Annotated in this window: 18 protein-coding genes; 13 read left to right on the top strand and 5 right to left on the bottom strand. The window is 58.5% G+C overall.

The genetic code is table 11. The features are described 5' to 3' along the window. Positions 1-123: 123 nt before the first annotated feature. The 3 genes from flhC to HZ993_RS10965 form a co-directional block, all read right to left on the bottom strand. Entirely contained in the window at positions 124-660 is a 537-nt protein-coding gene (flhC, locus tag HZ993_RS10975; RefSeq protein ID WP_209397869.1) for a flagellar transcriptional regulator FlhC, read from the bottom strand. Positions 661-688: 28 nt separating this feature from the next. After that, positions 689-1015, bottom strand: coding sequence for a flagellar transcriptional regulator FlhD (gene flhD / locus HZ993_RS10970; RefSeq protein ID WP_209397867.1), 327 nt, complete (start codon positions 1013-1015; stop codon positions 689-691). A 404-nt stretch (positions 1016-1419) separates the two neighbouring features. Then, positions 1420-2226, bottom strand: a complete 807-nt coding sequence (locus tag HZ993_RS10965) for a flagellin (RefSeq protein ID WP_209397865.1) — start codon at positions 2224-2226, stop codon at positions 1420-1422. Between the two features lie 343 nt (positions 2227-2569). Between HZ993_RS10965 and HZ993_RS10960 the strand changes: the two genes are divergently transcribed. From HZ993_RS10960 to HZ993_RS10950, 3 genes are all read left to right on the top strand, one after another. Continuing rightward, positions 2570-3370: a flagellin gene (locus HZ993_RS10960; protein ID WP_209397863.1), complete on the top strand. Its 801-nt coding sequence runs from the start codon at positions 2570-2572 to the stop codon at positions 3368-3370. A gap of 126 nt (positions 3371-3496) precedes the next feature. Further along, positions 3497-4930 carry a flagellar filament capping protein FliD gene (gene fliD / locus HZ993_RS10955; protein ID WP_209397861.1) on the top strand — a complete coding sequence of 478 codons (1434 nt, stop codon included), beginning with the start codon at positions 3497-3499 and terminating at the stop codon, positions 4928-4930. A 39-nt stretch (positions 4931-4969) separates the two neighbouring features. Further along, the gene (locus tag HZ993_RS10950; RefSeq protein ID WP_209397859.1) at positions 4970-6025 is read left to right on the top strand and encodes a glycosyltransferase family 2 protein; all 1056 of its coding nucleotides are present in this window, start codon (positions 4970-4972) and stop codon (positions 6023-6025) included. Here the strand turns inward: HZ993_RS10950 and HZ993_RS10945 are convergent. After that, positions 6006-7715 (bottom strand): FkbM family methyltransferase, encoded by a 1710-nt coding sequence (locus HZ993_RS10945; protein ID WP_209397857.1) that lies wholly within the window; start codon positions 7713-7715, stop codon positions 6006-6008. The two genes, HZ993_RS10950 and HZ993_RS10945, sit on opposite strands and share 20 nt — an antisense overlap. Before the next feature lie 163 nt (positions 7716-7878). Here HZ993_RS10945 and HZ993_RS10940 point away from each other — a divergent pair, with 163 nt between their 5' ends. The 3 genes from HZ993_RS10940 (at position 7879) to HZ993_RS10930 (ending at position 10649) form a co-directional block, all read left to right on the top strand. Beyond that, positions 7879-9762 (top strand): tetratricopeptide repeat protein, encoded by a 1884-nt coding sequence (locus HZ993_RS10940; protein WP_209397855.1) that lies wholly within the window; start codon positions 7879-7881, stop codon positions 9760-9762. A 151-nt stretch (positions 9763-9913) separates the two neighbouring features. After that, positions 9914-10348: a flagellar export chaperone FliS gene (gene fliS, locus HZ993_RS10935; protein ID WP_209397853.1), complete on the top strand. Its 435-nt coding sequence runs from the start codon at positions 9914-9916 to the stop codon at positions 10346-10348. Position 10349: 1 nt separating this feature from the next. Next, positions 10350-10649, top strand: coding sequence for a flagellar protein FliT (locus HZ993_RS10930; protein WP_209397851.1), 300 nt, complete (start codon positions 10350-10352; stop codon positions 10647-10649). A 1-nt stretch (position 10650) separates the two neighbouring features. On the opposite strand, the gene fliB is transcribed toward HZ993_RS10930, so the two are convergent. Then, positions 10651-11898, bottom strand: coding sequence for a flagellin lysine-N-methylase (gene fliB, locus HZ993_RS10925; protein WP_209397849.1), 1248 nt, complete (start codon positions 11896-11898; stop codon positions 10651-10653). Between the two features lie 316 nt (positions 11899-12214). Here fliB and HZ993_RS10920 point away from each other — a divergent pair, with 316 nt between their 5' ends. From HZ993_RS10920 to HZ993_RS10895, 7 genes are all read left to right on the top strand, one after another. After that, positions 12215-16396, top strand: coding sequence for a heme utilization protein (locus tag HZ993_RS10920; RefSeq protein ID WP_209397847.1), 4182 nt, complete (start codon positions 12215-12217; stop codon positions 16394-16396). Positions 16397-16416: 20 nt separating this feature from the next. Next, complete coding sequence (locus HZ993_RS10915) at positions 16417-17052, top strand: hypothetical protein (RefSeq protein ID WP_209397845.1); 636 nt, start codon at positions 16417-16419, stop codon at positions 17050-17052. Positions 17053-17072: 20 nt separating this feature from the next. Beyond that, entirely contained in the window at positions 17073-17708 is a 636-nt protein-coding gene (locus HZ993_RS10910; protein WP_209397845.1) for a hypothetical protein, read from the top strand. Between the two features lie 20 nt (positions 17709-17728). Further along, a complete protein-coding gene (locus HZ993_RS24400) occupies positions 17729-19486 on the top strand; it encodes a hypothetical protein (RefSeq protein ID WP_245213908.1) in 1758 nt (585 codons plus the stop codon). Then, a complete protein-coding gene (locus HZ993_RS10905; RefSeq protein ID WP_245213974.1) occupies positions 19377-21401 on the top strand; it encodes a hypothetical protein in 2025 nt (674 codons plus the stop codon). The genes HZ993_RS24400 and HZ993_RS10905 overlap by 110 nt, the downstream gene beginning before the upstream one ends. 73 nt (positions 21402-21474) lie before the next feature. Further along, on the top strand, positions 21475-23310 hold the full coding sequence (locus HZ993_RS10900) for an acetylglucosamine transferase (RefSeq protein ID WP_209397841.1): 1836 nt from the start codon (positions 21475-21477) through the stop codon (positions 23308-23310). After that, positions 23307-25190, top strand: a complete 1884-nt coding sequence (locus tag HZ993_RS10895; protein ID WP_209397839.1) for an SEL1-like repeat protein — start codon at positions 23307-23309, stop codon at positions 25188-25190. Before HZ993_RS10900 ends, HZ993_RS10895 begins: the two co-directional genes overlap by 4 nt. The last annotated feature ends 45 nt before the right edge of the window (positions 25191-25235 follow it).

Here is a 25235-nt window from a genome sequence, read left to right as displayed (position 1 = left end):
CCAAATGTGCTTGAGAAATTTGAAGCAATGTGCGCAGCCACCGTGGCTGGCGGGGGCGGTATTGGTCAAATTGGCCTCTAGCCCCCGAGTTTGCTCACTGATTAGCTATGAATATAGTAGCAATTAGTGCAGCAGTATCCCGCCTGCTGCCGCGCCCTTGCCCGCCCGGGCGGGTGGTGTGCACAAACCACACTCGAAGTGCCGGCTGTTCTCATAGGCTTCGCTGACAAAGTGGCCTCCGCACTTGCAGCACTTGGTCATGGACAGCATGTTGTTGTCAATGAACTTGACCAGGCGCCAGGCCCGTGTGACAGACAACAGCGGCTCCACTGCGCAGGCTGAAATTTGTTCGCTGTACAGGCGGTAGGCCTTCATGATGGCGTCAATGTCGTCCATGGCGCACACCTTGGTCAGGTATTCGTAGGTGTTCTGGAACAGGGACGCATGAATATTGGGCTGCCAGGTCAAAAACCACTCGGTGGAAAACGGGAGTTGTCCCTTGCTGGGCGAACGACCGGCCACCTCTTTGTAGAGCCGGAGCAGTCGCTCATAAGACAGGTCGGTTTCGCTTTCCAATACTTGAAGGCGTGCGCCCAACTGGATGAGTGCAACGGCACGTTCAACTTGCTTGGAATCGTTCAAAACGCTTTTGGTGGCCATGGTCTTGCTCCGGAAAATGGGGGGTGGCTTACATGGTTTCGGCGTAACGGCCGGCCATCAGGATGCTGGCATGCAGCTTGGTCGTTGCGTCGTTGTCCACCTTGTTGACGGAGTGGTTGGTCAACAGGTTCCAGACCATATCGTCATCTACCCGGAAGCGGCACAGCAACATATTGCCCGAGGCAATTTTCATGATCTGCGCGGGGGACAAGGCGCCAATCAGGTCGGCGGATTCTTCCGACATGCCCAGGCGGAAGAGTGCCTCGGGTTTGTCCTGGCGGATCAGGTTTTGCGCCAACATCAAGTAGGTCATGTTGGCTTCACGAATTTCGTTCAGCAGTTGTTCGTTGGTCATTTTTGGCTCCTGGTATGAGCGGCAATTCGTGTGAATCACCATGGAGCCAATTCTGGGCTGGAGTGCCAGAAACTTAAATCGGACAAAGGCTAATCCGACTGTAGTGAAAGCGCGCAGTGTATGTAGGAAGTTGCCCTACAGGCTGTAAGAAGGCGAGCCGAAACCGGTCGTTCTGCAGGCCATACCGTGTAGCGTGCGGAGAGTGGTTTTCGTCAAGCGTCTTGCATCCATATCGGCATGCGCCGATACAACTTGAGCGTGGCAGAACGTGCAGGGTTTGCTGCAGGTGCGCACTCTCAACTTTCAGTCCGTATCTATATATAGATGTCCGTTGGCGTAAACCCGTCAACGTGCTTCCCTTGCCGGCACGGGGACGTGTCGGTGGGGTAGTGGGGTCAACCGGCTTACTGGCGCAGCAGGGCCAATACGCTTTGTGGCATCTGGTTGGCCTGCGCCACCATGGCGGTTCCGGCCTGTTGCAGCACGGTTGCTCGGGACAGGTTGGCTGTCTCTTTAGCGTAGTCGGCATCCATGATGCGTCCGCGAGACGCCGCAGAGTTTTCCGCCGCGACACGCAGATTGGCAATGACCTGCTCAAAGCGATTCTGTGAGGCACCCCAGGTCGCGCGGATGCTGGTCATGGTCATGAGGTCGGCATCGAGAATTGCCAACTCGGCCGATGCGGTCGCATTGGTCGTACCCAGTGTGGTGGCGGTTTGGGTGGCTTGGCCAGCATTCACAATGATCACATCGGCGGTGTTGGCGCCAACCTGGAACTGGGCCAAGACGGCAGCGCTCAGCAGCGGCACGCTGTTGAAAGCTGTCGAAGCAATGACTCGGTCGTTTTCTTCCTTCAGCAGCAGGTATTCCTGGTCCAGGGAGGCGATGTCGGTTGTCGTGTTGGTGCCGTTGGCGGCCTGCACGGCCAGCTCACGCATGCGCTGCAGGTTGCTGGTGATGGCGCCCAGCGCACCTTCCGCAGTCTGCGCCATGGAAATCGCGTCATTGGCATTGCGGATGGCCACATTCATGCCGCGGGTTTGGGTGTCCATGCGCTCGGCAATGGCCAAACCGGCGGCGTCGTCCTTGGCGCTATTCACGCGCAGCCCGGAGGACAGGCGCTGCATAGACGTAGTGAGGGACGTTGATGAAGTCGACAAGTTGCGCTGCGCATTGAGCGATGCAACGTTGGTATTGATGGTACTTGACATAAGGAGCTCCTTTAAAGCTGTTAAGCCCGGGGTAATTCCCGGTTGGAGTCAGCTCACTCGCCGACTTGGCTACACGGTCAGCAAATTGTGGAGAAACTTGAATTTTTCATTTCCCGGATAAAACCGGTAAAACCAAGCCATTTCCAGTGCTCTGGACACGGTTTTGGCAATTAATCCTTAAGTCTTGGGCCAAAGCGACCGAAAACAAATCCAACGGGTTCTACTTCATGGACTCGTCGGCCAGAAGGCGTCTGCCCAGATGCCCCGGTCATGGCGACCAACCTTGGGGTTGGCTATGAAAAGGGCAGCGATGCCTGGTTGTAACGATCTTTAGGAGAATCAAATGTCATCAACTATCAATACCAACATCACGTCGATCAATGCACAGCGCAATCTGGCGCGTTCTGCTACCAGTCTGGCCGTATCCATGGAGCGCCTGTCTTCCGGCATGCGTGTCAATGGTGCCAAAGACGATGCGGCGGGACTGGCCATTGCCGAGCGATTCGATGCGCAGACCCGCGGCATGAATGTGGCCATTCGCAATGCGAACGACGCGATTTCGCTGGCTGCAACGGCGGAAGGTGCACTCGGCGCCATTTCGAACAACCTGCAGCGTATGCGTGAATTGGCCGTGCAAGCGTCCAACGGCACCAACACCACCAGCGACATCGCCTCCTTGGAGCAAGAGTTCGCGTTGCTTGCCGCAGAAAATACACGGGTTACAACGGCCACGCTGTTCAACAGCACAGCCGTTATCGCGGCCACCACGTTTACCTTCCAGGTTGGAGCCAACACAGGCGACCAGATTGCCGTTGCCGGTGCAACCTACACGGGTACATCGACCACACTGGGCACAACGTCCGTCACCGCCAATGCCGAACTGGCCAAGTTGGATGTGGACATCGCAGCAGTCACAACCTTGCGTGCTACCTGGGGTGCGTCGCAGAATCGATTTGAAACGGTGATCAACAACTTGCGAGTCGGTGCTGAGAACTCGGCTGCCGCACGTGGACGCATCGTGGATGCCGACTACGCGACGGAAACTGCCAATCTGACACGATCCCAGGTCCTGCAGCAGGCGGGAACGGCGATGGTTGCGCAGGCTAACCAGGGACCAAGCGGTGTGCTGGCCCTGCTGCGGTAAACAAAGCGCAAGGCTGGAGGCGAGAGCCTCCAGCCTGCTGCAGCGGCGTCTGGCACATGCCAACGCCGCTTTTCTGCGTTTTGCAATTGCCGCTAGGGCGCTATAAACTGGAAATAGGAGGCCACCATGGCAATTTCATCACCTGGGGTTGGTAGTGGGCTGGATGTCAATAGCATCGTCACGCAGTTGGTTGCAATTGAAAAGCAACCTTTGCAAGCCTTGCAGGTCAAGGCGTCAAGTTTACAAAGCCAGTTGTCTTTGTATGGGACTATCAAGTCCCAGGTCTCTGCACTGAAGGATGCTGCGTCGACTTTGGCGTCGGCTACCAGTTGGGCCAGCCAAGCGGCGACGTCGTCCAACACGGCTGCCGCGACGGTGAGTGTGGACTCAACCGCAACAGCGACTTCGTTTGGTCTGGATATCACCCGCCTGGCACAGTCACAGACTACGGCGTCTAGAAGCATAGCGGCAGGTGCTTCGCTGGGGGCGGGGTCCGGTACGGGGCAACTGAGCATTCAGCTGGGAAGTTGGGGCCCTGCCGGTGCAGGCCCCTTTGTTGCCGGGGCAGGGGCCGCGGTGAACATCAATGTCAGCGAAACCGACACCTATACAACGATAGCCAATGCCATCAACGCGGCCAATGCGGGCGTCAAGGCGACGGTCCTGAAAATTGGCAATACCGAGCGGCTGTCCTTTCAGTCGACAACCTCGGGTAGCGATGCGGGTTTTTCCATCGCATCGAATGGCGGCTTTGCAGCCCTGGATAGTCTCTCCTTCACCTCCTTGGGCAATGGATCTGAGTCTGCGCTGGGTATGGAGTCGAGCCAAGTGGGCTTGAACGCCACCTTGAAAATTAACGGTGTTGCGTTGGAGTCTGCCACCAACACGGTGGCGAATATGGTGCCGGGGGTGACGCTGAATCTGTCGCAGACCACGACACCGGGTTCACCCGTTCAGATTAATGTGGCACAGGACAAAGTTGCGCTACAGAAGAATATCCAAACCTTTGCGGATGCCTATTCGGCCCTGAGCAAAACCCTGGCGGACGCTACCAAGTATGTGCAAGGCGGTAGGTCTGGGGTGTTGCAGGGGGACTCGACGACCGTTGGGCTGCAAAGCCTGATGCGCACAATCATCGGATCCAGCAGTACCGGGTCCACCTACACGCGGCTGTCGGAAGTGGGGCTTGAGCAGCAAACGGACGGATCGTTGAAGCTCAATACGACCAAACTGGCAACTGCCATGGGAGATGTGAGCAATTTGCAGAAATTGTTTACAACCAATAATTCAAATGCCGCAACCAATGGCTTCGGTTTGAAATTGCGTGATCTGGCCAGCGGTCTCCTGGCAGCGGACGGGACGGTTAGCAACAAGTCGACGGCACTGCAGGGCGCCATCAGCCGAAACGGTAAGGAGCAGGACCGGGTCAACGACCGTGCCGCGGTTGTTGAGAAGCGTTTGCGTGCGCAGTACTCTGCGCTGGATGCCCAGATGGCCAAAATGAGTGGACTGAGTTCGTTTGTCACTGCGCAACTGGCGCAGTGGAACAAGACAAGTTAAACATCGTTTGCCCCTGCACGCGCGACGTCCGCACCCCGCATGCATTCTGTCGCCCTCGCAATGATTGTCCGCAATGAAGCGGCGTCGATTGCCCAGTGCCTGGACAGTGTTCGCCCCTGGGTCGACCATATGCTGGTGTTGGATACCGGCTCCACGGACGACACCGTTGCCCTGGCGCAGCGCTGTGGCGCTCGGGTAGAGCATTTCCCCTGGGTTGATGATTTCGCGGTTGCACGCAATCGTGCCCTTGATTTCGCCGATGCCGACTGGAACCTGGTGCTGGATGCCGATGAGGTGCTGACGGTGGGCGGAGAGACGATTGCCCAGTTGCGCGCGCTCCGTCCGGACTTTGTGGGCTCCGTTCGGCAGGACAACCGCTTTGGAGCTTCCGACTCTGAGGGTTTTGCCTCGACCTGGATTTCGCGTGTATTGCCCCGCGGGGTGCGTTACAGCGGGCGCATCCACGAGCAACCACAACATATGTTGACCGTGCGCAAATTGGGGGTGTATCTGGATCACACGGGATACACACCATCCGCCATGGTCGCCAAAGATGGCAGAAACGCGGCATTGCTCCATCGCGCGTTGATGGAAACGCCGGGAAATGGTTACATGTTGTACCAACTGGGCAAGGACCACGCGGTGTACCAGCGCTTTGATCTTGCGGCACGCTACTTTGAGCAGGCCGACCAAGCCCTGCCACCAGGTCTTACCATCGCCCACGATCTTCTGCTGCGTTGGCTTTTTGCTTTGAAAAAGTGTGGCCAGCACGCCAAAGCCGTTGAATTGGCCGAGTCCCGTATGTCGCTTTGGCAGGATTCGCCGGACTATTGGTTCACGGTGGGAGACCTATTGCTGGACTGGGCTTGTGAGGCGCCCCAGCAGGCCGCAGTATTGATGCCCATGGTGGAGTCCAGCTGGCTGCGTTGTTTGGAGATTGGTGAGCGGCCTGATCTCGAAGGAGCGGTGCAAGGGCGTGGCAGTCACTTGGCTTCCACCAATCTCGCCGTTATTTACGAGGGATTGGGGCGAAGTGACGAAGCCCGCAAGTACCGGGCTTTGGCCGCGCAAGGCGTTACGCCCGTCGCGCAATAACTTCCATGCAAGATTTGTAGCGTGTGCTAATGCTGTAATCAACAGGGATGAGCCCTTCTTCAGCCAGCAGACGCATCAACGATGCGCGACTGAAGTTGTGGTGGTGCTCCAGCTCACTCCAATAGGGGTTGACACCCTCGGCATTGGCTTTGCGCCAAGAACCGCTATCCAGGTTGGGGCAAGAAATCATCACCAATCCGCCTGGCATCAGTGCCGAGTGCACACGTTTCAAAGCCTCGCGCGGAAAGGGTACGTGTTCCAACACATCAGCCAAAGAAATGACCATGACCGGATCGGTGACATGGAGCTCCATCAGGTCACCCACCACGGCGCTATAACCCAAAGCCTCTATCCGCTCCACGGACTGTACGCGGCTATCCAGCCCAATCGCACTGAAACCATACTCTGCGGCAGTTATCACCAGGCCACCGGCGCCGCATCCGACGTCCAGCCACACCATACTGTCTCCCATCCAGCCCTGCTGCTGGAGGTGGCCTTGCACGCGCTCCACGGTGGGAGCCCATCGTGCGCGCTCCTGGTCCAGGTTCAGGCCGGTGACCTGCATGGGATGGGCTTTGCTGAATAGCAGCGCCAGCCCCTGCGCCGTAAAGTAGTTGCGGCTGTAGATATGCTGGCACTGTTGGCAGTGCATCCAATCCAGCTTCAAAGGCAAGCCTGGTTGCCATATGGGGTAGTTCTCGCAACTGTCGCTGCGCAGCAAGACGGTGTCCGTACTGTTGCACAGTGGGCAGGCTTCAAATCGTATCCACAGCGGGGAAGTTTCATCGGTCACAACGTTAGTCTCCGTTTGGGATGGCACTTTTGACTCCCTCTGCTGTTCAGTTGGAGCGCCGCCGGCCAACAAAGCAAGGTACTGACCATGTGCTGCCGGTTTAAGTTGTTTGCGGGCAATCAGTTCCAGCAGTACAAACACACACAAATCAAAGCTGGCCAAGCTGTAGTGTGCAATCAGTGCCAGATTAACCAGCTGTGCGTTGGAAAGCAGTTGCAGATTGAGTGGGTCTTTGATGTAAATGATGTCCGATTCCAGCAACTGGTTGAACGGCGCCTTGACATTGTTGTTTTTGATGGTGGGCGCAATGGACCAGCGCTTGACGTCTACAAAACAATGCGGAACGTATCCGTTGGCCCGCATCCATACGTCCACCTCACCAAATGTGGGCTGGTTTTCATACAGGCAGATGTAGGAAACCTCCAACTGTATGGCTACGCACTGGTCCAGTTTCTTCTTGCCGTGTTTGAGCACGGTAAGTTCCGCTCCTTGGACATCCATTTTGAGGAAGTCAATGGGCGGCACTTCGACTATGTCGTCCAATCGGGTGGTCTGAACCGTTTCGGTGTATTCAACTTTGCCGAAATGTTCGAACTGATTGAAAAACTTCAACGCCGCTGCCTTGGGCTTGAGCAGGGATGTCATCCCGCTTTCGGGGTGGGTTACGTACAGGGTGTGTGCCAGACCGTCGGCCAGAAACTGTGTGAAAACGTGTGCGCTGTCACCGTAGGCTTGTTTGATTTTTTCCGTTTGTCGGGCATCACCTTCAAAGGCATTCAAATGTCCCAAGCCTTCGTTCAGTAGCGGAAGGTACACGGGCCGCTCGTTGATAAAGGCAGCGCCCACATCCAATATCTGCAAGGGAGCGCCAGGTTGAATCAGGTCTTTAAAGCTCATGTAGTGTCTCGGTTTCCCGCGGTGGCAACGGGTCTGTGGGCGTTGATGCACGATGATACCGTTGAACCCTGTGCCACCAATGGCTGGCTTTTGGCCCTTTTGCACTTGTCTACAATTTCAGTCATCCACTAGATCAGGTTACATGGCAGCCACCCCCACTCCCTTGAACTTTCCACGCGAAAAGCTGGGGTTGTGCATGATCGTGAAAAACGAAGAGCGTGCCTTGGCCCGATGCCTGGAGTCGGTACGCAACTGGGTTGGCGAGATGGTGGTTGTGGATACTGGTTCGACGGACGGTACGGTAGGTATTGCGGAATCGCTTGGGGTCCGTGTTTCCTACTTTCCGTGGTGTGATGATTTCTCTGCTGCGCGCAATGCGGCGCTGGATCAAGTCACCAGCGAATGGGTACTGGTGTTGGACGGTGATGAGGCACTCACTGTCGAGAAGCCTGAGGAATTTAAGGCCGCCTTGTTGCAATCGCAGTGGGACGGTTTCAGTTTGCCCATTCGCAGCCTGAATGACAACGGCACGTATTCAAAGGCGATGGTTTTTCGTCTCTTCCGACGCGAACGACCGGGTATGCGTTACCGTGGCGAGATACATGAGCAATTGGAAGCGGTTGCAGCCGGTGGGTTGCGTACCTCCAGCCTTTCCTGTTTGCAATTGGACCATGACGGCTACACCGCAGCGGTCGTTGCAGGTGCGGGCAAGGCCCTTCGCAATATCCGTTTGTCCCATAAGTTGACGCAGTCCCGGCCAGACGATCCGTTTTCATGGTTTGTGTACGCCATGGCCTTATCGCAGTCTGACAAAGATGCCATGCTCGACGCCGCGCAAAAGGCTATGGCGCTGATAGACGCCAACCCTGGGCGCGTCCGCGGAGAACACTACGTCGTCAATTTGTACCTGGCTGCCATCCATGTTTATCAGTCGCGTGGCAACGTGGAGCAGGCAGTTGTTATGGCAGACCACGCGCTTGTATTGTTTCCCGCATCGCCGGACCTGCTGTACCAACGTGGCGGTGCCAGAATGGCGTTGGGAAACTATGCGGGCGCTGCAGATGATTTTGTCGCCGCACTCAGTGCTTCGGCGTTGGCCTTCCCGCTGGTTGTTGATCCTGCTGCGACTGGTCATGGCGCGCGTACGGGGTTGGCCCAAGTGTTGCGGAAACTGGGGCGAGGCGACGAGGCGATGGTGCAGTTGCAGAAGGCGATAGCGCAGGCGCCTGCGGAATTCTCCAACGCCCATGCTGAGATGGGCGCCCTACTAATGGATAGTGGGCTGGTTGAGCAGGCAGCACCCTTGTTTGAAGAGGCTTATCGCCGCAATCCAACCGACGGCGGTGTTGCACTTAAGTTGGGATGGTGTTTGTACAAGATGGGCCGTTTAGACCGCGCGGAAGGTATTTTGCGTGGGATTCCAAACGACCCCCAGATTGATCTATTGCTGGCTCGCATACTGTTGGATACCGGCAGGGCGGAGCAGGCTCTCGTGTTGTTGGCTGCAAACACCCTGCCGGCTGCTCTCCTGATTGTTGGATGGTCCCATTTTGTATTGGGGCACTCTGCGCATGCGACCAGTGTGTGGGATGCATGGCTTGTCCACACGCCGGATGGAAACAGCACCAAGCTGGCACTATTGCTGTTTCGTCTCTTGACTACCGCTGGTGTTGCACAGGCGGCACCATCGTCCTGGCCTGAGGCGCCCAAGGAGTTGGATGCCTGGATCCTTCTCTTATTTAAATACCCACTGACCAACAGTTTCGACGCCATCGTTCGACATGGTTCTGTGGTGTTGGGTGGGCAATGGCCGACGGTCCGCATGCGATGGGCGCAAGCCTTGGTCGTGGAAGGGCACGTTGAAGCGGGGATGCCGCTATTGTTCGAGGCTGCGCAGGATTCGCCCCAAAATGGTGCGGTTTATTACTGGCTAGGTTACTGTGCAGTATTGCATGGGCAGACGGAGGATGCTAAGGTTATGTTTGAGGAATGCCTGTTATGTGATCCACAGCATCCTCAAGCCAAGCAGGCGCTTGGGCTCTTATAAATATGTTGCCCAGGGCGTGGGGGCTTAGCCAACCGTCTGGGTGCTGCGGCAAATTAGACTGAAAGAATCGTCCAATTCGTTTTACTGCCCCCTTGAGTTCGTTGGAGGTCTGCCGATAACTAAGTTACACAGCAGCTACCAGAGACTCAAAATGTACACCTCCGTCAATATGCGTTCCGCAAATGCTTACAGAACCGTTGGGGTTGAAACTTCCGTAGCTGGTGCTGACCCCCACCAGTTGGTGGGCCTCCTGTACCAGGCACTCTTGCAGTCCTGTGGGGCTGCCAAGCTGTCGATACAGGCTGGTGACATTCCAGGAAAAGGCAAGGCTATTGTTCGCGCCGTTCGCCTGATTGAGGAAGGTTTGAAGGCGGGTCTCAACGATGAAAAGGGTGGCGAATTGGCGCTTAATCTGCGGAGTCTGTACGACTATTGCATCGTGGTCCTGACGGAAGCGAATTTGCGCAACGACATCAATAAGGTAGAAGAGGTCATCCGATTGATTCAACCCGTGGCCCAAGCTTGGACAGACATCAAGGCCGAGGTTGCCAACCTGCCCCAGTACTCCATGCGCGCAGGAGCCTGAGATGTCACAGATGCTGATCGACTATTACAAATCAATAGAGGAAAGCAGTCTGAAAATGCTGGACGCAGCGAAATCCCAGGATTGGGAGCAGGTGGTACGGTGTGAAGGTGTGTGTGCAGTGCTGATTGAACAACTCCGACTGCATAGCCATTCCGAGCAGCTATTGCCAGAGCAGCGAACCGAGAAAACGCGCATCATGCAACGCATTCTGCGCAACGATGCCCAAATCCGCTACCTAGCCGAGCCTTGGTTGGAACAGCTGGATGCAAAAACAGCAGACCATCCCCCTTACCTGCACTGATTCAGTGTAAGAGCGCGTAAAGGCGATCAAGCTGTGTCCACTCTGATTGGGCCAGCAGGCTTTCCGCGCGCTTGGTAAACAGGGCGTTGTGTTGGTAGATGCGGCAAAACACCTGGATGGTCTGCACAATGGTTTCAGTGTCCAGTGCACGACCTTGTTCAGCCGCAACCCCCGCCAGCATGAGACGCAGAATCCCGTACCGCGTCAGGAGTCTTCGGTAGTGCTCCATGGCTGACCCTCGTGTCCAGGGAAAGGTCTCCCGAATCAAGTCATTGAGCAGGTATTTTGACGCCAGTCTTTCCCAGACTCCGCCGTCTTCTGCCAGGAGTTTGGTACCGCGAACATAGTTGTTGGAAATGGTTGCCAGGGGCAATTCGGCTGTAATGCCCAGCCCTGCTCTGACCCTGTCGAGCACATCACGTTGGATGCCCCTGACTTCTGCAGGTGACTTCACCCCAAACAGAATGGAGAACAAGGTCACACTAGTGGCCTGTTGTTTGTTCAGTTGGTCCACCGTTGCGTGGATGCTTCCGCTTTCGACCATGTTGGTCATTTCTGCCAAGAGCGTGTCGACAGACGGTTGTGAGTCGGTCGCAACCAGATGGTCGATCTGCTGGCATAACCATCCCGCAGTCACCAAACGTTCCGTGTTGCTAAGACTCGGAGTCTGAAACAGCTGAATGAGAAAGATGCGCACTTCATCCATTGCTTCCACGGAGAAACCGTGAATAGAAGTGATGACTGGTGTGGTCGCAAGGCGCGATGTGAAGTCTGCACTTACAAACTCAAATGCATCGTCCTGTGTCAAGGCCAGTCTTGCAGCCTCTGGACAGGACAGGGTCAGACTCTGTTCAAAACGGTCACCAAACTGCACAACATGGCGCGGGTAGACGTAACACGTGTCAGACAAAGCGTCTTCGCCCAGGTGTTGCTGGATGGGGCAAATGCCCTCACTGGAATGCATTCCACAGTGGGAGTCGGAAGGCCTGAGGTTCAGCGTTCCATGTTTGGAATATGACTCTTTGTCAGCTTGCACCAGGTACTGTTGCAGCAACGGCTTGAGCTCTGGGTGGTTTTCACCGCGGTAGCGCTTGTAGGTGTCCTGATCTACGCTGATGGACCATGTGGAGCAGCAAGTGTCGGGGCATGCACCGCCAAGGCACTGAAACTGGGTGACGTATTTGGGTACCAACATTTCACTAGTGAAATAGCGGGGGGGTGACACGTCACTTGGCATGTGGGTTTTCATGGCGTTGGTTTTATCTGGTTTGTATACATCGTATTGCCAACTACAGGGGCTTGCTTCTGAAACTGAAGGCGATTTCAGGCGTATTTGCAGAAGTACCCCGAGCGGCTCTTTTTAGCGGAATCTAGGCATAGGGTTTTCCCTCGGTTCTTTCCCGAGCTGGAAAAACGGGGGCGCGCAAAACGCCGGAAATGGCACTGACAAGTTGTTTAATTTTGTAAAAATTTTGCCGATAGTTCTTGGATACTGGTATTCCGTTAGTGGATTTGCTGGGCTGACCTATCCCCTTTAGGTACGGCAACTTGTAGGAGAACTTTTCATGGCCTCACCGTTCCTGGGAATGAGCACAGCGAATATCGCTGTATTGACGACAACCCAACTGAATAGCTTGGCCACGTCGGACTACCTAGCACTCACGACGGACCAGGTGCGAGCATTCACTACGGACCAGTTTGCTTCGCTGCAGACCAAGTTCATCGCCGCATTGAACACCAAGGACGTGGCCGCGTTAACGACCGATCAGGTTGTTGCGCTGAGAACTGATCAGGTCGCATCGCTGAAAACCAGTCAAATAGTCGCATTGACCACCGATGGCATTGCCGCCATGGAAACCCGCGATGTAGCAGCGCTGACTACCGCCAGTATTGGCGCCTTGACTACCAGCCAGATTAGCAAGGGGTTGACCACAGACCAAGTGGTGGCGTTGCGCACAGACCAGACTGCTGCCCTCAAGACTAGTCAAGTCTCCTCTTTGACAACAGACCAGGTTGCAGCGCTGGAGACCCGTGATGTTGCTGCGCTGACTACGGCGAGCATTGGTGCGCTAACCACCGACCAGGTGAGCAAGGGCCTGACGACAGACCAGATTGCGGCCTTGACTACGGCCGGTGCCGGCGCAATGACAACGGCAAGTATTGCGGCGCTGACGACGGATCAGGTGGTCGCCCTGCGCACAGACCAGGTTGTTGCTCTCAAGACCAACCAGGTTGCGGCGCTGACAACAGACGGTGTTGCCGCGATGGAAACCCGCGATGTTGCCGCGTTGACCACAGCCAGCATCGCCGCCCTGAGTACCAACCAGATCAGCAAAGGCCTGACGACCGACCAGATAGCCGCGTTGACAACGGCTGGTGCCGGAGCTTTGACCACAGCCGGAATTGCCTCTCTGACGACAGACCAGGTCGTCGCCTTGCGCACAGACCAGGTTGTTGCTCTCAAGACCAACCAGATTGCGGCTTTGACGACAGACGGCATCGCTGCGATGGAAACCCGAGATGTTGCGGCTATAACAACCGCCGGTATAGGCGCCCTCAGCACCGACCAGGTCGGAAAAGGCCTGACGACAGATCAGGTGGTTGCTTTGCGCACAGACCAGGCTGCAGCCTTGAAGACCAACCAAGTCGCGTCTCTGACAACCGATCAAGTCGCTGCACTGGAGACCCGTGATGTAGCGGCTCTGACTTCCGCCGGTATTGGTGCGTTGACCACCGACCAGGTGAGTAAAGGCCTGACCACTTCCCAGGTCGCAGCCATGACAACTGCTGGGGTGACAGCCTTGTCAACCTCCGGTATTGCGGCGCTGACCACAGACCAGGTCGTGGCCTTGCGGACTGACCAGGTCGCAGTGCTGAAGACTAGCCAGGTCACGGCACTGACAACTGACGGCATTGCTGCGATGGAAACCCGAGACATTGCAGCGCTCACGACGGCCGGCATTGGTGCCCTGACCACTGACCAGGTGAGCAAGGGCCTGACGACAGACCAGGTCGCCGCCTTGACCACTGCAGGCGCTGGCGCGTTGACGACAGCGAGCATTGCGGCCTTGACCACAGACCAGGTTGTTGCCCTGCGCACGGATCAGGTGGTGGCTTTGAAGACCAACCAGATTGCAGCATTGACGACAGACGGTGTCGCGGCTTTGGAAACCCGCGACGTAGCTGCGCTGACAACAGCCGGCGTGGGTGCTCTGACCACCAACCAGCTCAGCAAGGGGCTGACCACAGATCAGGTGGTTGCCCTGCGTACAGATCAGGTGGCGGCTCTCAAGACCAATCAGGTTGCCTCCCTGACTACAGACCAGGTTGCAGCGCTGGAGACCCGTGATGTTGCTGCGTTGACGACCGGTAGCGTTGGCGCCTTGACCACTGACCAAGTGAGCAAGGGCCTGACCACAGACCAAGTTGCCGCGTTGACGACTGCAGGCGTAGCGGCGGTCACTACGGCGGGCATTGCGGCCTTGACTACTGACCAAGTCGTGGCCCTGCGTACCGACCAGGTTGCTGCGTTGAGGACCAATCAAGTCGCTGCATTTACGACGGATGGCACCGCAGCCATGGAGACGCGGGATATCGCGGCCTTGACTACGGCGGGCGTAAGCGCCTTGACGACCAACCAAGTCAGCAAAGGTCTGACGACTGACCAAATTGCCGCTCTGACAACGGCAGAGGCATCTGCACTCACCACCGCCGGAATAGCCTCGCTGACAACAGACCAAGTTGTGGCCTTGCGCACAGACCAGGTGGTGGCCCTGAAGACCAACCAGATTGCAGCTTTGACAACAGACGGCGTAGCCGCTATGGAGACGCGGGATGTTGCGGCTATCACGACCGCTGGCATAGGTGCCCTCAGTACAGACCAAGTCAGCAAAGGCCTAACGACAGACCAGGTTGTTGCATTGCGCACCGACCAGGTAGCAGCCCTCAAGACCAACCAGGTTGCGGCCATCACGACAGACGGCATCGCTGCGATGGAAACCCGCGATGTAGCGGCCCTGACCACAGCCAGCATAGGCGCATTGACCACCAACCAGATTAGCAAAGGCCTGACCACCGACCAGGTAGCCGCCTTGACGACGGCGGGCGCCGGAGCGTTGACTACAGCAGGCATTGCGGCCTTGACTACAGACCAAGTCGTGGCCTTGCGGACCGACCAGGTCGCAGCGCTGAAGACTAGCCAGGTTGCGGCATTGACGACAGACGGCGTCGCGGCGATGGAAACCCGCGACGTAGCGGCCCTGACCACGGCCAGCATTGGTGCACTGACTACCGACCAGATCAGCAAAGGCCTGACCACAGACCAAGTGGCGGCCCTGACGACGGTCGGTGCCGGAGCACTGACCACGGCGGGTATGGCGGCCCTGACCACAGACCAGGTTGTTGCACTGCGCACCGACCAAGTGGTCGCGTTGAAAACCAACCAGATTGCAGCATTGACGACAGACGGTGTCGCGGCTTTGGAAACCCGCGACGTAGCTGCGCTGACAACAGCCGGCGTGGGTGCTCTGACCACCAACCAGCTCAGCAAGGGGCTGACCACAGATCAGGTGGTTGCCCTGCGTACAGATCAGGTGGCGGCTCTCAAGACCAATCAGGTTGCCTCCCTGACTACAGACCAGGTTGCAGCGCTGGAGACCCGTGATGTTGCTGCGTTGACGACCGGTAGCGTTGGCGCCTTGACCACTGACCAAGTGAGCAAGGGCCTGACCACAGACCAGGTAGCTGCATTGACGACGGCTGGTGCTGGAGCGTTGACCACGGCGGGTATGGCGGCCTTGACCACAGACCAGGTCGTGGCCCTGCGCACAGACCAGGTTGCGGCCCTGAAAACCAACCAACTTGCGGCTCTTACAACGGACGGCGTTGCGGCCATGGAAACCCGTGATGTCGCTGCACTCACCACTACTGGTTTGGCCGCCCTCAGTACAGACCAGATCAGCAAAGGCCTGACCACAGACCAGGTTGTTGCGTTGCGCACAGACCAGGTGGTTGCACTGAAGACCAACCAGGTAGCGGCCCTGACGACAGACCAGGTTGCTGCGATGGAGACGCGTGATGTAGCGGCCCTGACCTCGGCCAGCATAGGCGCGTTGACCACAGACCAGATCAGCAAAGGCCTGACCACGGACCAGGTAGCGGCCCTGACAACGGCCGGCGTGACCGCCTTGACCACATCGGGTGTGGCAGCGCTGACCACAGACCAGGTTGTTGCCCTGCGCACTGATCAGGTAGCAGCCCTCAAGACCAACCAGGTAGCAGCGTTGACGACAGACGGCATTGCTGCGATGGAAACCCGCGACGTAGCGGCCCTGACCACAGCCAGCATTGCGGCGCTGAGCACCAACCAGATCAGCAAAGGCTTGACCACAGACCAAGTGGCGGCCCTGACAACGGCCGGTGCCGGAGCACTGACCACGGCGGGTATGGCGGCCCTGACCACAGACCAGGTTGTTGCGTTGCGCACCGACCAGGTGGTTGCGCTCAAGACCAACCAGGTAGCAGCATTGACGACAGACGGCATTGCTGCGATGGAAACCCGCGACATAGCGGCCCTGACCACAGCCAGCGTTGGCGCACTGACTACCAGCCAGATCAGCAAAGGCCTGACCACAGACCAGGTTGTTGCGTTGCGCACAGACCAGGTGGTTGCACTGAAGACCAACCAGGTAGCGGCCCTGACGACAGACCAGGTTGCTGCGATGGAGACGCGTGATGTAGCGGCCTGACCTCGGCCAGCATAGGCGCGTTGACCACAGACCAGATCAGCAAAGGCCTGACCACGGACCAGGTAGCGGCCCTGACAACGGCCGGCGTGACCGCCTTGACCACATCGGGTGTGGCAGCGCTGACCACAGACCAGGTTGTTGCCCTGCGCACTGATCAGGTAGCAGCCCTCAAGACCAACCAGGTAGCAGCGTTGACGACAGACGGCATTGCTGCGATGGAAACCCGCGACGTAGCGGCCCTGACCACAGCCAGCATTGCGGCGCTGAGCACCAACCAGATCAGCAAAGGCTTGACCACAGACCAAGTGGCGGCCCTGACAACGGCCGGTGCCGGAGCACTGACCACGGCGGGTATGGCGGCCCTGACCACAGACCAGGTTGTTGCGTTGCGCACCGACCAGGTGGTTGCGCTCAAGACCAACCAGGTAGCAGCATTGACGACAGACGGCATTGCTGCGATGGAAACCCGCGACATAGCGGCCCTGACCACAGCCAGCGTTGGCGCACTGACTACCAGCCAGATCAGCAAAGGTCTGACCACAGACCAGGTTGTTGCGTTGCGCACAGACCAGGTGGTTGCACTGAAGACCAACCAGGTAGCGGCCCTGACGACAGACCAGGTTGCTGCGATGGAGACGCGTGATGTAGCGGCCTGACCTCGGCCAGCATAGGCGCGTTGACCACAGACCAGATCAGCAAAGGCCTGACCACGGACCAGGTAGCGGCCCTGACAACGGCCGGCGTGACCGCCTTGACCACATCGGGTGTGGCAGCGCTGACCACAGACCAGGTTGTTGCCCTGCGCACTGATCAGGTAGCAGCCCTCAAGACCAACCAGGTAGCAGCGTTGACGACAGACGGCATTGCTGCGATGGAAACCCGCGACGTAGCGGCCCTGACCACAGCCAGCATTGCGGCGCTGAGCACCAACCAGATCAGCAAAGGCTTGACCACAGACCAAGTGGCGGCCCTGACAACGGCCGGTGCCGGAGCACTGACCACGGCGGGTATGGCGGCCCTGACCACAGACCAGGTTGTTGCGTTGCGCACCGACCAGGTGGTTGCGCTCAAGACCAACCAGGTAGCAGCATTGACGACAGACGGCATTGCTGCGATGGAAACCCGCGACATAGCGGCCCTGACCACAGCCAGCGTTGGCGCACTGACTACCAGCCAGATCAGCAAAGGTCTGACCACAGACCAGGTTGTTGCGTTGCGCACAGACCAGGTGGTTGCACTGAAGACCAACCAGGTAGCGGCCCTGACGACAGACCAGGTTGCTGCGATGGAGACGCGTGATGTAGCGGCCTGACCTCGGCCAGCATAGGCGCGTTGACCACAGACCAGATCAGCAAAGGCCTGACCACGGACCAGGTAGCGGCCCTGACAACGGCCGGCGTGACCGCCTTGACCACATCGGGTGTGGCAGCGCTGACCACAGACCAGGTTGTTGCCCTGCGCACTGATCAGGTAGCAGCCCTCAAGACCAACCAGGTAGCAGCGTTGACGACAGACGGCATTGCTGCGATGGAAACCCGCGACGTAGCGGCCCTGACCACAGCCAGCATTGCGGCGCTGAGCACCAACCAGATCAGCAAAGGCTTGACCACAGACCAAGTGGCGGCCCTGACAACGGCCGGTGCCGGAGCACTGACCACGGCGGGTATGGCGGCCCTGACCACAGACCAGGTTGTTGCGTTGCGCACCGACCAGGTGGTTGCGCTCAAGACCAACCAGGTAGCAGCATTGACGACAGACGGCATTGCTGCGATGGAAACCCGCGACATAGCGGCCCTGACCACAGCCAGCGTTGGCGCACTGACTACCAGCCAGATCAGCAAAGGTCTGACCACAGACCAGGTTGTTGCGTTGCGCACAGACCAGGTGGTTGCACTGAAGACCAACCAGGTAGCGGCCCTGACGACAGACCAGGTTGCTGCGATGGAGACGCGTGATGTAGCGGCCCTGACCTCGGCCAGCATAGGCGCGTTGACCACAGACCAGATCAGCAAAGGCCTGACCACGGACCAGGTAGCGGCCCTGACAACGGCCGGCGTGACCGCCTTGACCACATCGGGTGTGGCAGCGCTGACCACAGACCAGGTTGTTGCCCTGCGCACTGATCAGGTAGCAGCCCTCAAGACCAACCAGGTAGCAGCGTTGACGACAGACGGCATTGCTGCGATGGAAACCCGCGACGTAGCGGCCCTGACCACAGCCAGCATTGCGGCGCTGAGCACCAACCAGATCAGCAAAGGCTTGACCACAGACCAAGTGGCGGCCCTGACAACGGCCGGTGCCGGAGCACTGACCACGGCGGGTATGGCGGCCCTGACCACAGACCAGGTTGTTGCGTTGCGCACCGACCAGGTGGTTGCGCTCAAGACCAACCAGGTAGCAGCATTGACGACAGACGGCATTGCTGCGATGGAAACCCGCGACATAGCGGCCCTGACCACAGCCAGCGTTGGCGCACTGACTACCAGCCAGATCAGCAAAGGCCTGACCACAGACCAGGTTGTTGCGTTGCGCACAGACCAGGTGGTTGCACTGAAGACCAACCAGGTAGCAGCCCTGACGACAGACCAGGTTGCTGCGATGGAGACGCGTGATGTAGCGGCCCTGACCTCGGCCAGCATAGGCGCGTTGACCACAGACCAGATCAGCAAAGGCCTGACCACGGACCAGGTAGCGGCCCTGACAACGGCCGGCGTGACCGCCTTGACCACATCGGGTGTGGCAGCGCTGACCACAGACCAGGTTGTTGCCCTGCGCACTGATCAGGTAGCAGCCCTCAAGACCAACCAGGTAGCAGCGTTGACGACAGACGGCATTGCTGCGATGGAAACCCGCGACGTAGCGGCCCTGACCACAGCCAGCATTGCGGCGCTGAGCACCAACCAGATCAGTAAGGGCATGACCACAGACCAAGGTGGCGGCCCTGACAACGGCCGGTGCCGGAGCACTGACCACGGCGGGTATGGCGGCACTCACCACGGATCAGGTCGTGGCCTTGCGTACCGACCAGATTGCGGCTCTGAAGACCCACCAAGTTGCAGCTCTGACCACAGACGGTATTGCCGCACTTGAAACCCGCGATATAGCGGCACTGACTACAGCCAGTGTGGGTGCGCTGACCACTAGCCAAGTCAACAAGGGCCTTACAACTGACCAGATCGTAGCCTTGAGGACCGATCAGGTTGCAGCTCTCAAGACCAACCAGGTAGCAGCCCTGACGACAGACCAGGTTGCTGCGATGGAGACGCTGGATGTCGCAGCGCTGACAACAGCCGGCATTGGTGCCTTGACAACCGACCAGGTGAGCAAGGGCCTGACGACAGACCAAATAGCGGCCTTGACGACCGCTGGTGCTGGAGCCTTGACGACGGCAGGCATGGCGGCCTTGACCACGGACCAAGTCGTGGCCTTGCGCACCGACCAGGTAGCAGCGCTCAAGACCAACCAGGTGGCAGCATTGACGACAGACGGCATTGCTGCGATGGAAACCCGCGACGTAGCGGCCCTGACTACCGCCAGCATCGCTGCGCTGAGCACCAATCAGGTCAGCAAAGGCCTGACGACCGACCAGGTTGTGGCCTTGCGCACCGACCAGGTGGTTGCACTGAAAACCAACCAGGTTGCAGCGCTGACGACAGACCAGGTGGCGGCGATTGAGACGCGTGATGTGGCCGTATTGACCTCGGCAAACATTGCAGCCTTGACGACGGATCAGGTGAGCAAAGGCTTGACGACCTCACAGATTGCTGCACTCACCACGTCCGGCGTTGCCGCCGTTACCACCGCAGGTATCTCTGCGTTGACTACGGATCAAGTGGTGGCACTGCGCACAGACCAAGTCGCTGCCCTCAGGACCAGTCAAGTCGCTGCGTTTACCACGGATGGCACGGCGGCACTCGAAACACGTGACGTAGCGGTGCTGACCACGGCTCAGGTGCAACAAGGCCTGACAACGAATCAGATTGTTGCGCTGACAACTGATCAGATTGCGGCACTGACCACCAAACAGGTCGAGGCTTTGTCTTCGCAACAGATCGGAGCGCTGACGACAGACCAAACACCGCATCTGCAACTCGGTACACCCATTGTTCTGGATTTGAATGGCAATGGCATAACGACGCAGAGCATTGCAAATGGTGTGCAGTTCGACATCTTTGGCGTCAACCAGAACGTCACGACGGGCTGGGTAGCCGGCGGTGATGGTCTGCTGGTTCTGGACCGTAACCGTGATGGCTCCATCAATGGCGGAACGGAGTTGTTCGGCGAGGGTACAAACCTGGCCAGCGGCGACAAGGCAACCAATGGTTACCAGGCCCTTGCCGAAATGGATACCAATGGTGATGGCGCTATCGGTGCGGACGACGCGGGCTTTGCAGATCTCATGGTGTGGGTGGACGATGGTGATGGCGTAAGCCAGGAATCTGAGCTGCACAGCCTGGGTTCGCTGGGAATCACAGAGCTTGGTTTGAACGCGCAAACGTCGACCGCCACCGACAACGGCAACCTGATTGGATTGGTGTCCAACTACACCACCGCAGATGGTGGTGTCCACGACATGGCAGACGTCTGGTTCCAGACCAGTAGCGCCGCGCCGGTAACAGGTGCTGCGAACACCCCGGCGCAGCCTGTTGGTTTGCAATTGCCGCCAGCAAATATTGCAGCGGTGAGCGCTCCTCCGGTGGCAGAGACTGCGTCCGACCAAATGCGCGCACAAGTGGGCAGTTTGGTTGACGCAATGGCAGCCTACGGCAACAAGGGTGTGTCTGAAACAACGGCGGGCGAATCTCTGGCCGGCACGCCAAAGGCAGCTATCCATGCAGTCGCGGCGGCACCAGCAGTAACCGGCATGGTCGATGCTATGAAGCAGTTTGACGCCAATGGTCAACCGCTTCTCCCTGGTGCAGGGGCTACTTCCGGACACGTTGCGACAAGCCTGAATACCAACATTCAGCGCAAACCAGACACCGATATACTCGCGTCGAGCTAGATAGCGCACGGCCATCCGGACCCTTCAGGGTCTGGATGAGGCGAGGTTTTGGTCAGTCTGGGGACGCAAACGGATGGAAATTGCTGAAAGCTATGGTGCAACAGTCTTGCTGGCCTGGGAGGGCAAGCTTCCTTTCGTCGAGTTAATCGACTACACATCCCGGCTGGAGAGCGCGGGGCTGCAACCTTTGGCAGCGCTGCTCTACCAGACATGGCTGAATCGCAACCCCTCACCCTATGCGCATGCGGTCAACTTCAACCTCGGCGCGACCCTCAATACATTGGGCGATACAGCGGGTGCCGACGCCGCGTATCGCCGGGCTATAGCCATCGCCCCCGCTTTTGCGCAACCGCGTCTTAACCTCGGCTTGTTGTTGGAGCGCGCTGGACAGGTGGACGCGGCCATGGCCGAGTGGCAATGGATTGTTGGCAATTGCCCGCGGGATGATGCGACCCGGCCGCTGGTGCAACTGGCGATGAACCACCTGGGGCGGGTTCTGGAGGCCAAAAAGCAGTTTCCGGAAGCCGAAGCCTACCTGACGCAAAGCCTGTTGCTCGATTCGGACCAACCCGATGTACTGCACCATTGGGTATTTATGCGGCAAAAGCAATGTGCCTGGCCCGTGTACGCGGATGTACCTGGTGTTAGCAAAGAGGCAATGCACGAAGCCACTTCTGCCCTGGCCATGTTGAGTGTGTCAGATGATCCGCGTGACCAGTTACATGCCGCGGAGCTGTTTGTAGAAGCCAAATTGGCCAAAAATCTACCGCAGCTGACACAAAGGCAAAACTACGGCCATAAGAAACTGCGCATTGCCTACTGCTCGTCCGATTTTTGCCTGCATCCGGTTTCACTACTGACAGTGCAGATGTTTGAGCTGCACAACCGAGACCTGTTTGAAGTCTACGGCTTCTGTTGGAGCCCGGAAGACGGCTCCGCGACCCGCCAGCGGGTCAAGCAGGCCATGGACCATTTCTTTACTATCCACCAGCTCAGTGATGAAGACGCAGCGCGCCTGATCCGATCCCATGAGATCGACATCCTGGTGGACTTGCAGGGCCAGACCTCTGGTGCACGTGCCAATATCTTGGGATACCGTCCAGCGCCTATCCAGATCACCTATTTGGGCTTGCCTGCCACCACCGGACTGCCCAGTGTTGATTATGTGATTGCAGATGAGTTTCTGATTCCCCGGTCTGAGGCCCAGTTTTATTCTGAGAAGCCTCTGTACATGCCCCACGTGTACCAGGTGAGTGACCGTAAACGGGTACACGGTCCACGCCCTAGCCGGGCCAGCTGTGGTTTGCCCGAGCAAGGCTTTGTGTTTTGTTCCTTCAACAACAGCTACAAATACACGCCCGAAGTGTTTGCCGTCTGGCTCTCGCTGTTGAAGCAGGTACCGGGCAGTGTCTTGTGGTTGCTGGCCGACAACCCGTCGGCCGAGAAGAACCTGCGCAAGGTGGCTGAAGACCAGGGTTTTGCGCCCGAGCGCCTGGTGTTTGCCACACGGGTCTCGCCAGAGAACTATCTGGCGCGGTATTTGGTGGCCGATCTGTTCCTGGACACCTTCCCCTTCAACGCCGGCACGACAGCCAACGACTGTTTGTGGATGGGTTGCCCGCTGGTCACCTACACAGGCCGCTCCTTTGGTGCCCGCATGGCGGGGGCGCTGCTGACAGCTGCCGGCTTGCCCGAACTGATCACCTACAACTTGGCCGACTATGAGGCACTGGCCCTTGCCCTGGCCAATGATCCCCAGCGCTGCGCCGCCTTGCGCACCAAACTGGCAACGGTACGGGAAACTGGCGTGTTGTTCGATACCCCATTGTTTGTCCGTGATCTGGAAGTGCGCCTGCAAGACCTTGTTACCGAACTAGCTCCCCGACAGACTTTGGCAGAGCCCGTATGAGCGATAGCGCGAGCGACAAGCGCAATTTCACGCGGCGCCTGAAAGAGGCCCGCATTGGAGATCCAGCGGCCCAATACGATGTGGCGCTCATGTACGCCACCGGCGTGGGCACTGGTAAAAATGTGGCCCAGGCCTTTGCCTGGACTAAAGCGGCCGCCGACAAAGGCCACGTTGCCGCGCAATATCTTTTGGGCAGTGCGTATTCCGGCGGTTTGGGGACAGCCAAGGATGAACAAAAGGCGCTCTTCTGGTTCAGCAAATCCTACGAACATGGCAATGAAAAGGCGGCGCTGAAACTCGCCAAGGTATTGGGCACCGGCCAGCCCGGCCTTGCACTGCAATTTGCACTGGAGGCCGCAGAACGCGGCTTGGCCGATGCGCAGCTCCTGGTTGCCGAGGCGTATGCCACGGGGCTTGGCACCGAGCAAGATACGCGTTTGGCACTGGGCTGGTACCAGCGCGCCGCAGAGCAGGGCTTGGCTGCGGCGCAGTTTGCATTGGGCGGCCTTCACGCGCTGGGATCCGGTGTGGCCCGAAATGTGGCGGTGGCACGGCAGTGGTACCGCGAGGCGGCTGCACAGGGCCATCCCGGAGCACAGCTGGCCCTGGAAGGGATGGATGCGGCGGGTGATGGTCGATCCGAAAGCACCGGCAAGAGTCGCCCGCCAGCCCGCGAGCGCCGAACCGGGGATGCACGCTGGATCAAATATGCAGCACATGGCCGTAGCGATGACTTTTTCCACCTGGGCGTGATGTTCGAACAGGGTGTTGCCGTCGAGAAAAATACGAAACAGGCCCGAGCCTGGTACAAAAAGGCTGCCGAAGCCGGGCACGCGGACGCGCAATTTGCATTGGCCCAGGGCCTGGAGTCTGCTGAATGGGGTCTGGCTGCCCAATGGTATGAACGCGCCGCGGCGCAAGGACACGCCGGCGCGCAGGCTGCGCTGGCAGAGTTGCATCTCCAGGGCCAGGGCGTAGCGCAGGACCGTGTCGGTGCCCTGACCGGTTACGCCAACGCGGCGGCGCAAGGATTGTCGACTGCGCAGTACGCCTTGGCCCAAATGCTGAAAAAGGATGCCGCAGCGATTGCGCAGGAAGCGATTTCCCGCGCGGCAGCGGGGGGGCAGCCCCAAGCGCAGCGCGCCATGGGCGACCGTTATGCACACGGCGACGCCGTCGCGCAAAACTGGTTCGACGCCTGTCGCTGGTACGACCTGGCGGCACAGCAGGGGGATGCCGAAGCGCAGTGTGCGCTGGCTGGTTGTTATGCCTCGGGTAAAGGCGTCAAGAAAGACATGGCCCGCGCTTTCATCTGGTTTGAAAAGGCCGCAGCGCAGAACCTGCCACAGGCCCAGTGGAATCTGGGCGAGTTGTATGCCACCGGCATTGCGGGTGTGGAAGCTGACGCCAAAAAGGCGACGCAACTGTGCAAACGCGCCGCCAATGCTGGGTTTGCACCGGCCAGCGCCACGCTGGGCGCATTGTTTGCCCGCGCCAATAAGCATGACCGCGCCGTGCAGTGGTGGACCCTGGCAGCAGAGCAGGGTGATCTGGAAGCCTTGTTCAACTTGGGCCAGGCCCACCGCCTGGGTTTAGGGGTGGCCAAAGACGAGGCCAAGGCGTTCGCACTCATGCTGCAGGCCGCGGAAGGGGGCGTGGCAGCAGCCCAGTCGCGCATTGGGCTTGCCTATGCAACCGGCGAGGGTGCGGCACTCGACCCCATCGAGGCCTGCAAATGGTTCGAACTCGCCGCGCAGCGGGGCGACAAGGCGGCCGCAGCCAATCGCGCGCGGGCCCGCCAAGGTCTGGGCGCTGCACAGCTGGCTGAAGCCGAACGCAGAGCCAAGGTGTGGACCGCCGCTCACGAAAATAAGACCTGATCCACGGCCTTTTTGTAGTTTAAGTGCGGGGTGAACGTGGGACCA

It is taken from the genome of Rhodoferax sp. AJA081-3 (assembly GCF_017798165.1).
In the GTDB taxonomy this organism is placed as follows: Bacteria; Pseudomonadota; Gammaproteobacteria; order Burkholderiales; family Burkholderiaceae_C; genus Allorhodoferax.
The sequence above is the reverse complement of the archived record's forward strand: the minus strand, read 5'-3'. Positions and strand labels throughout refer to the sequence as shown.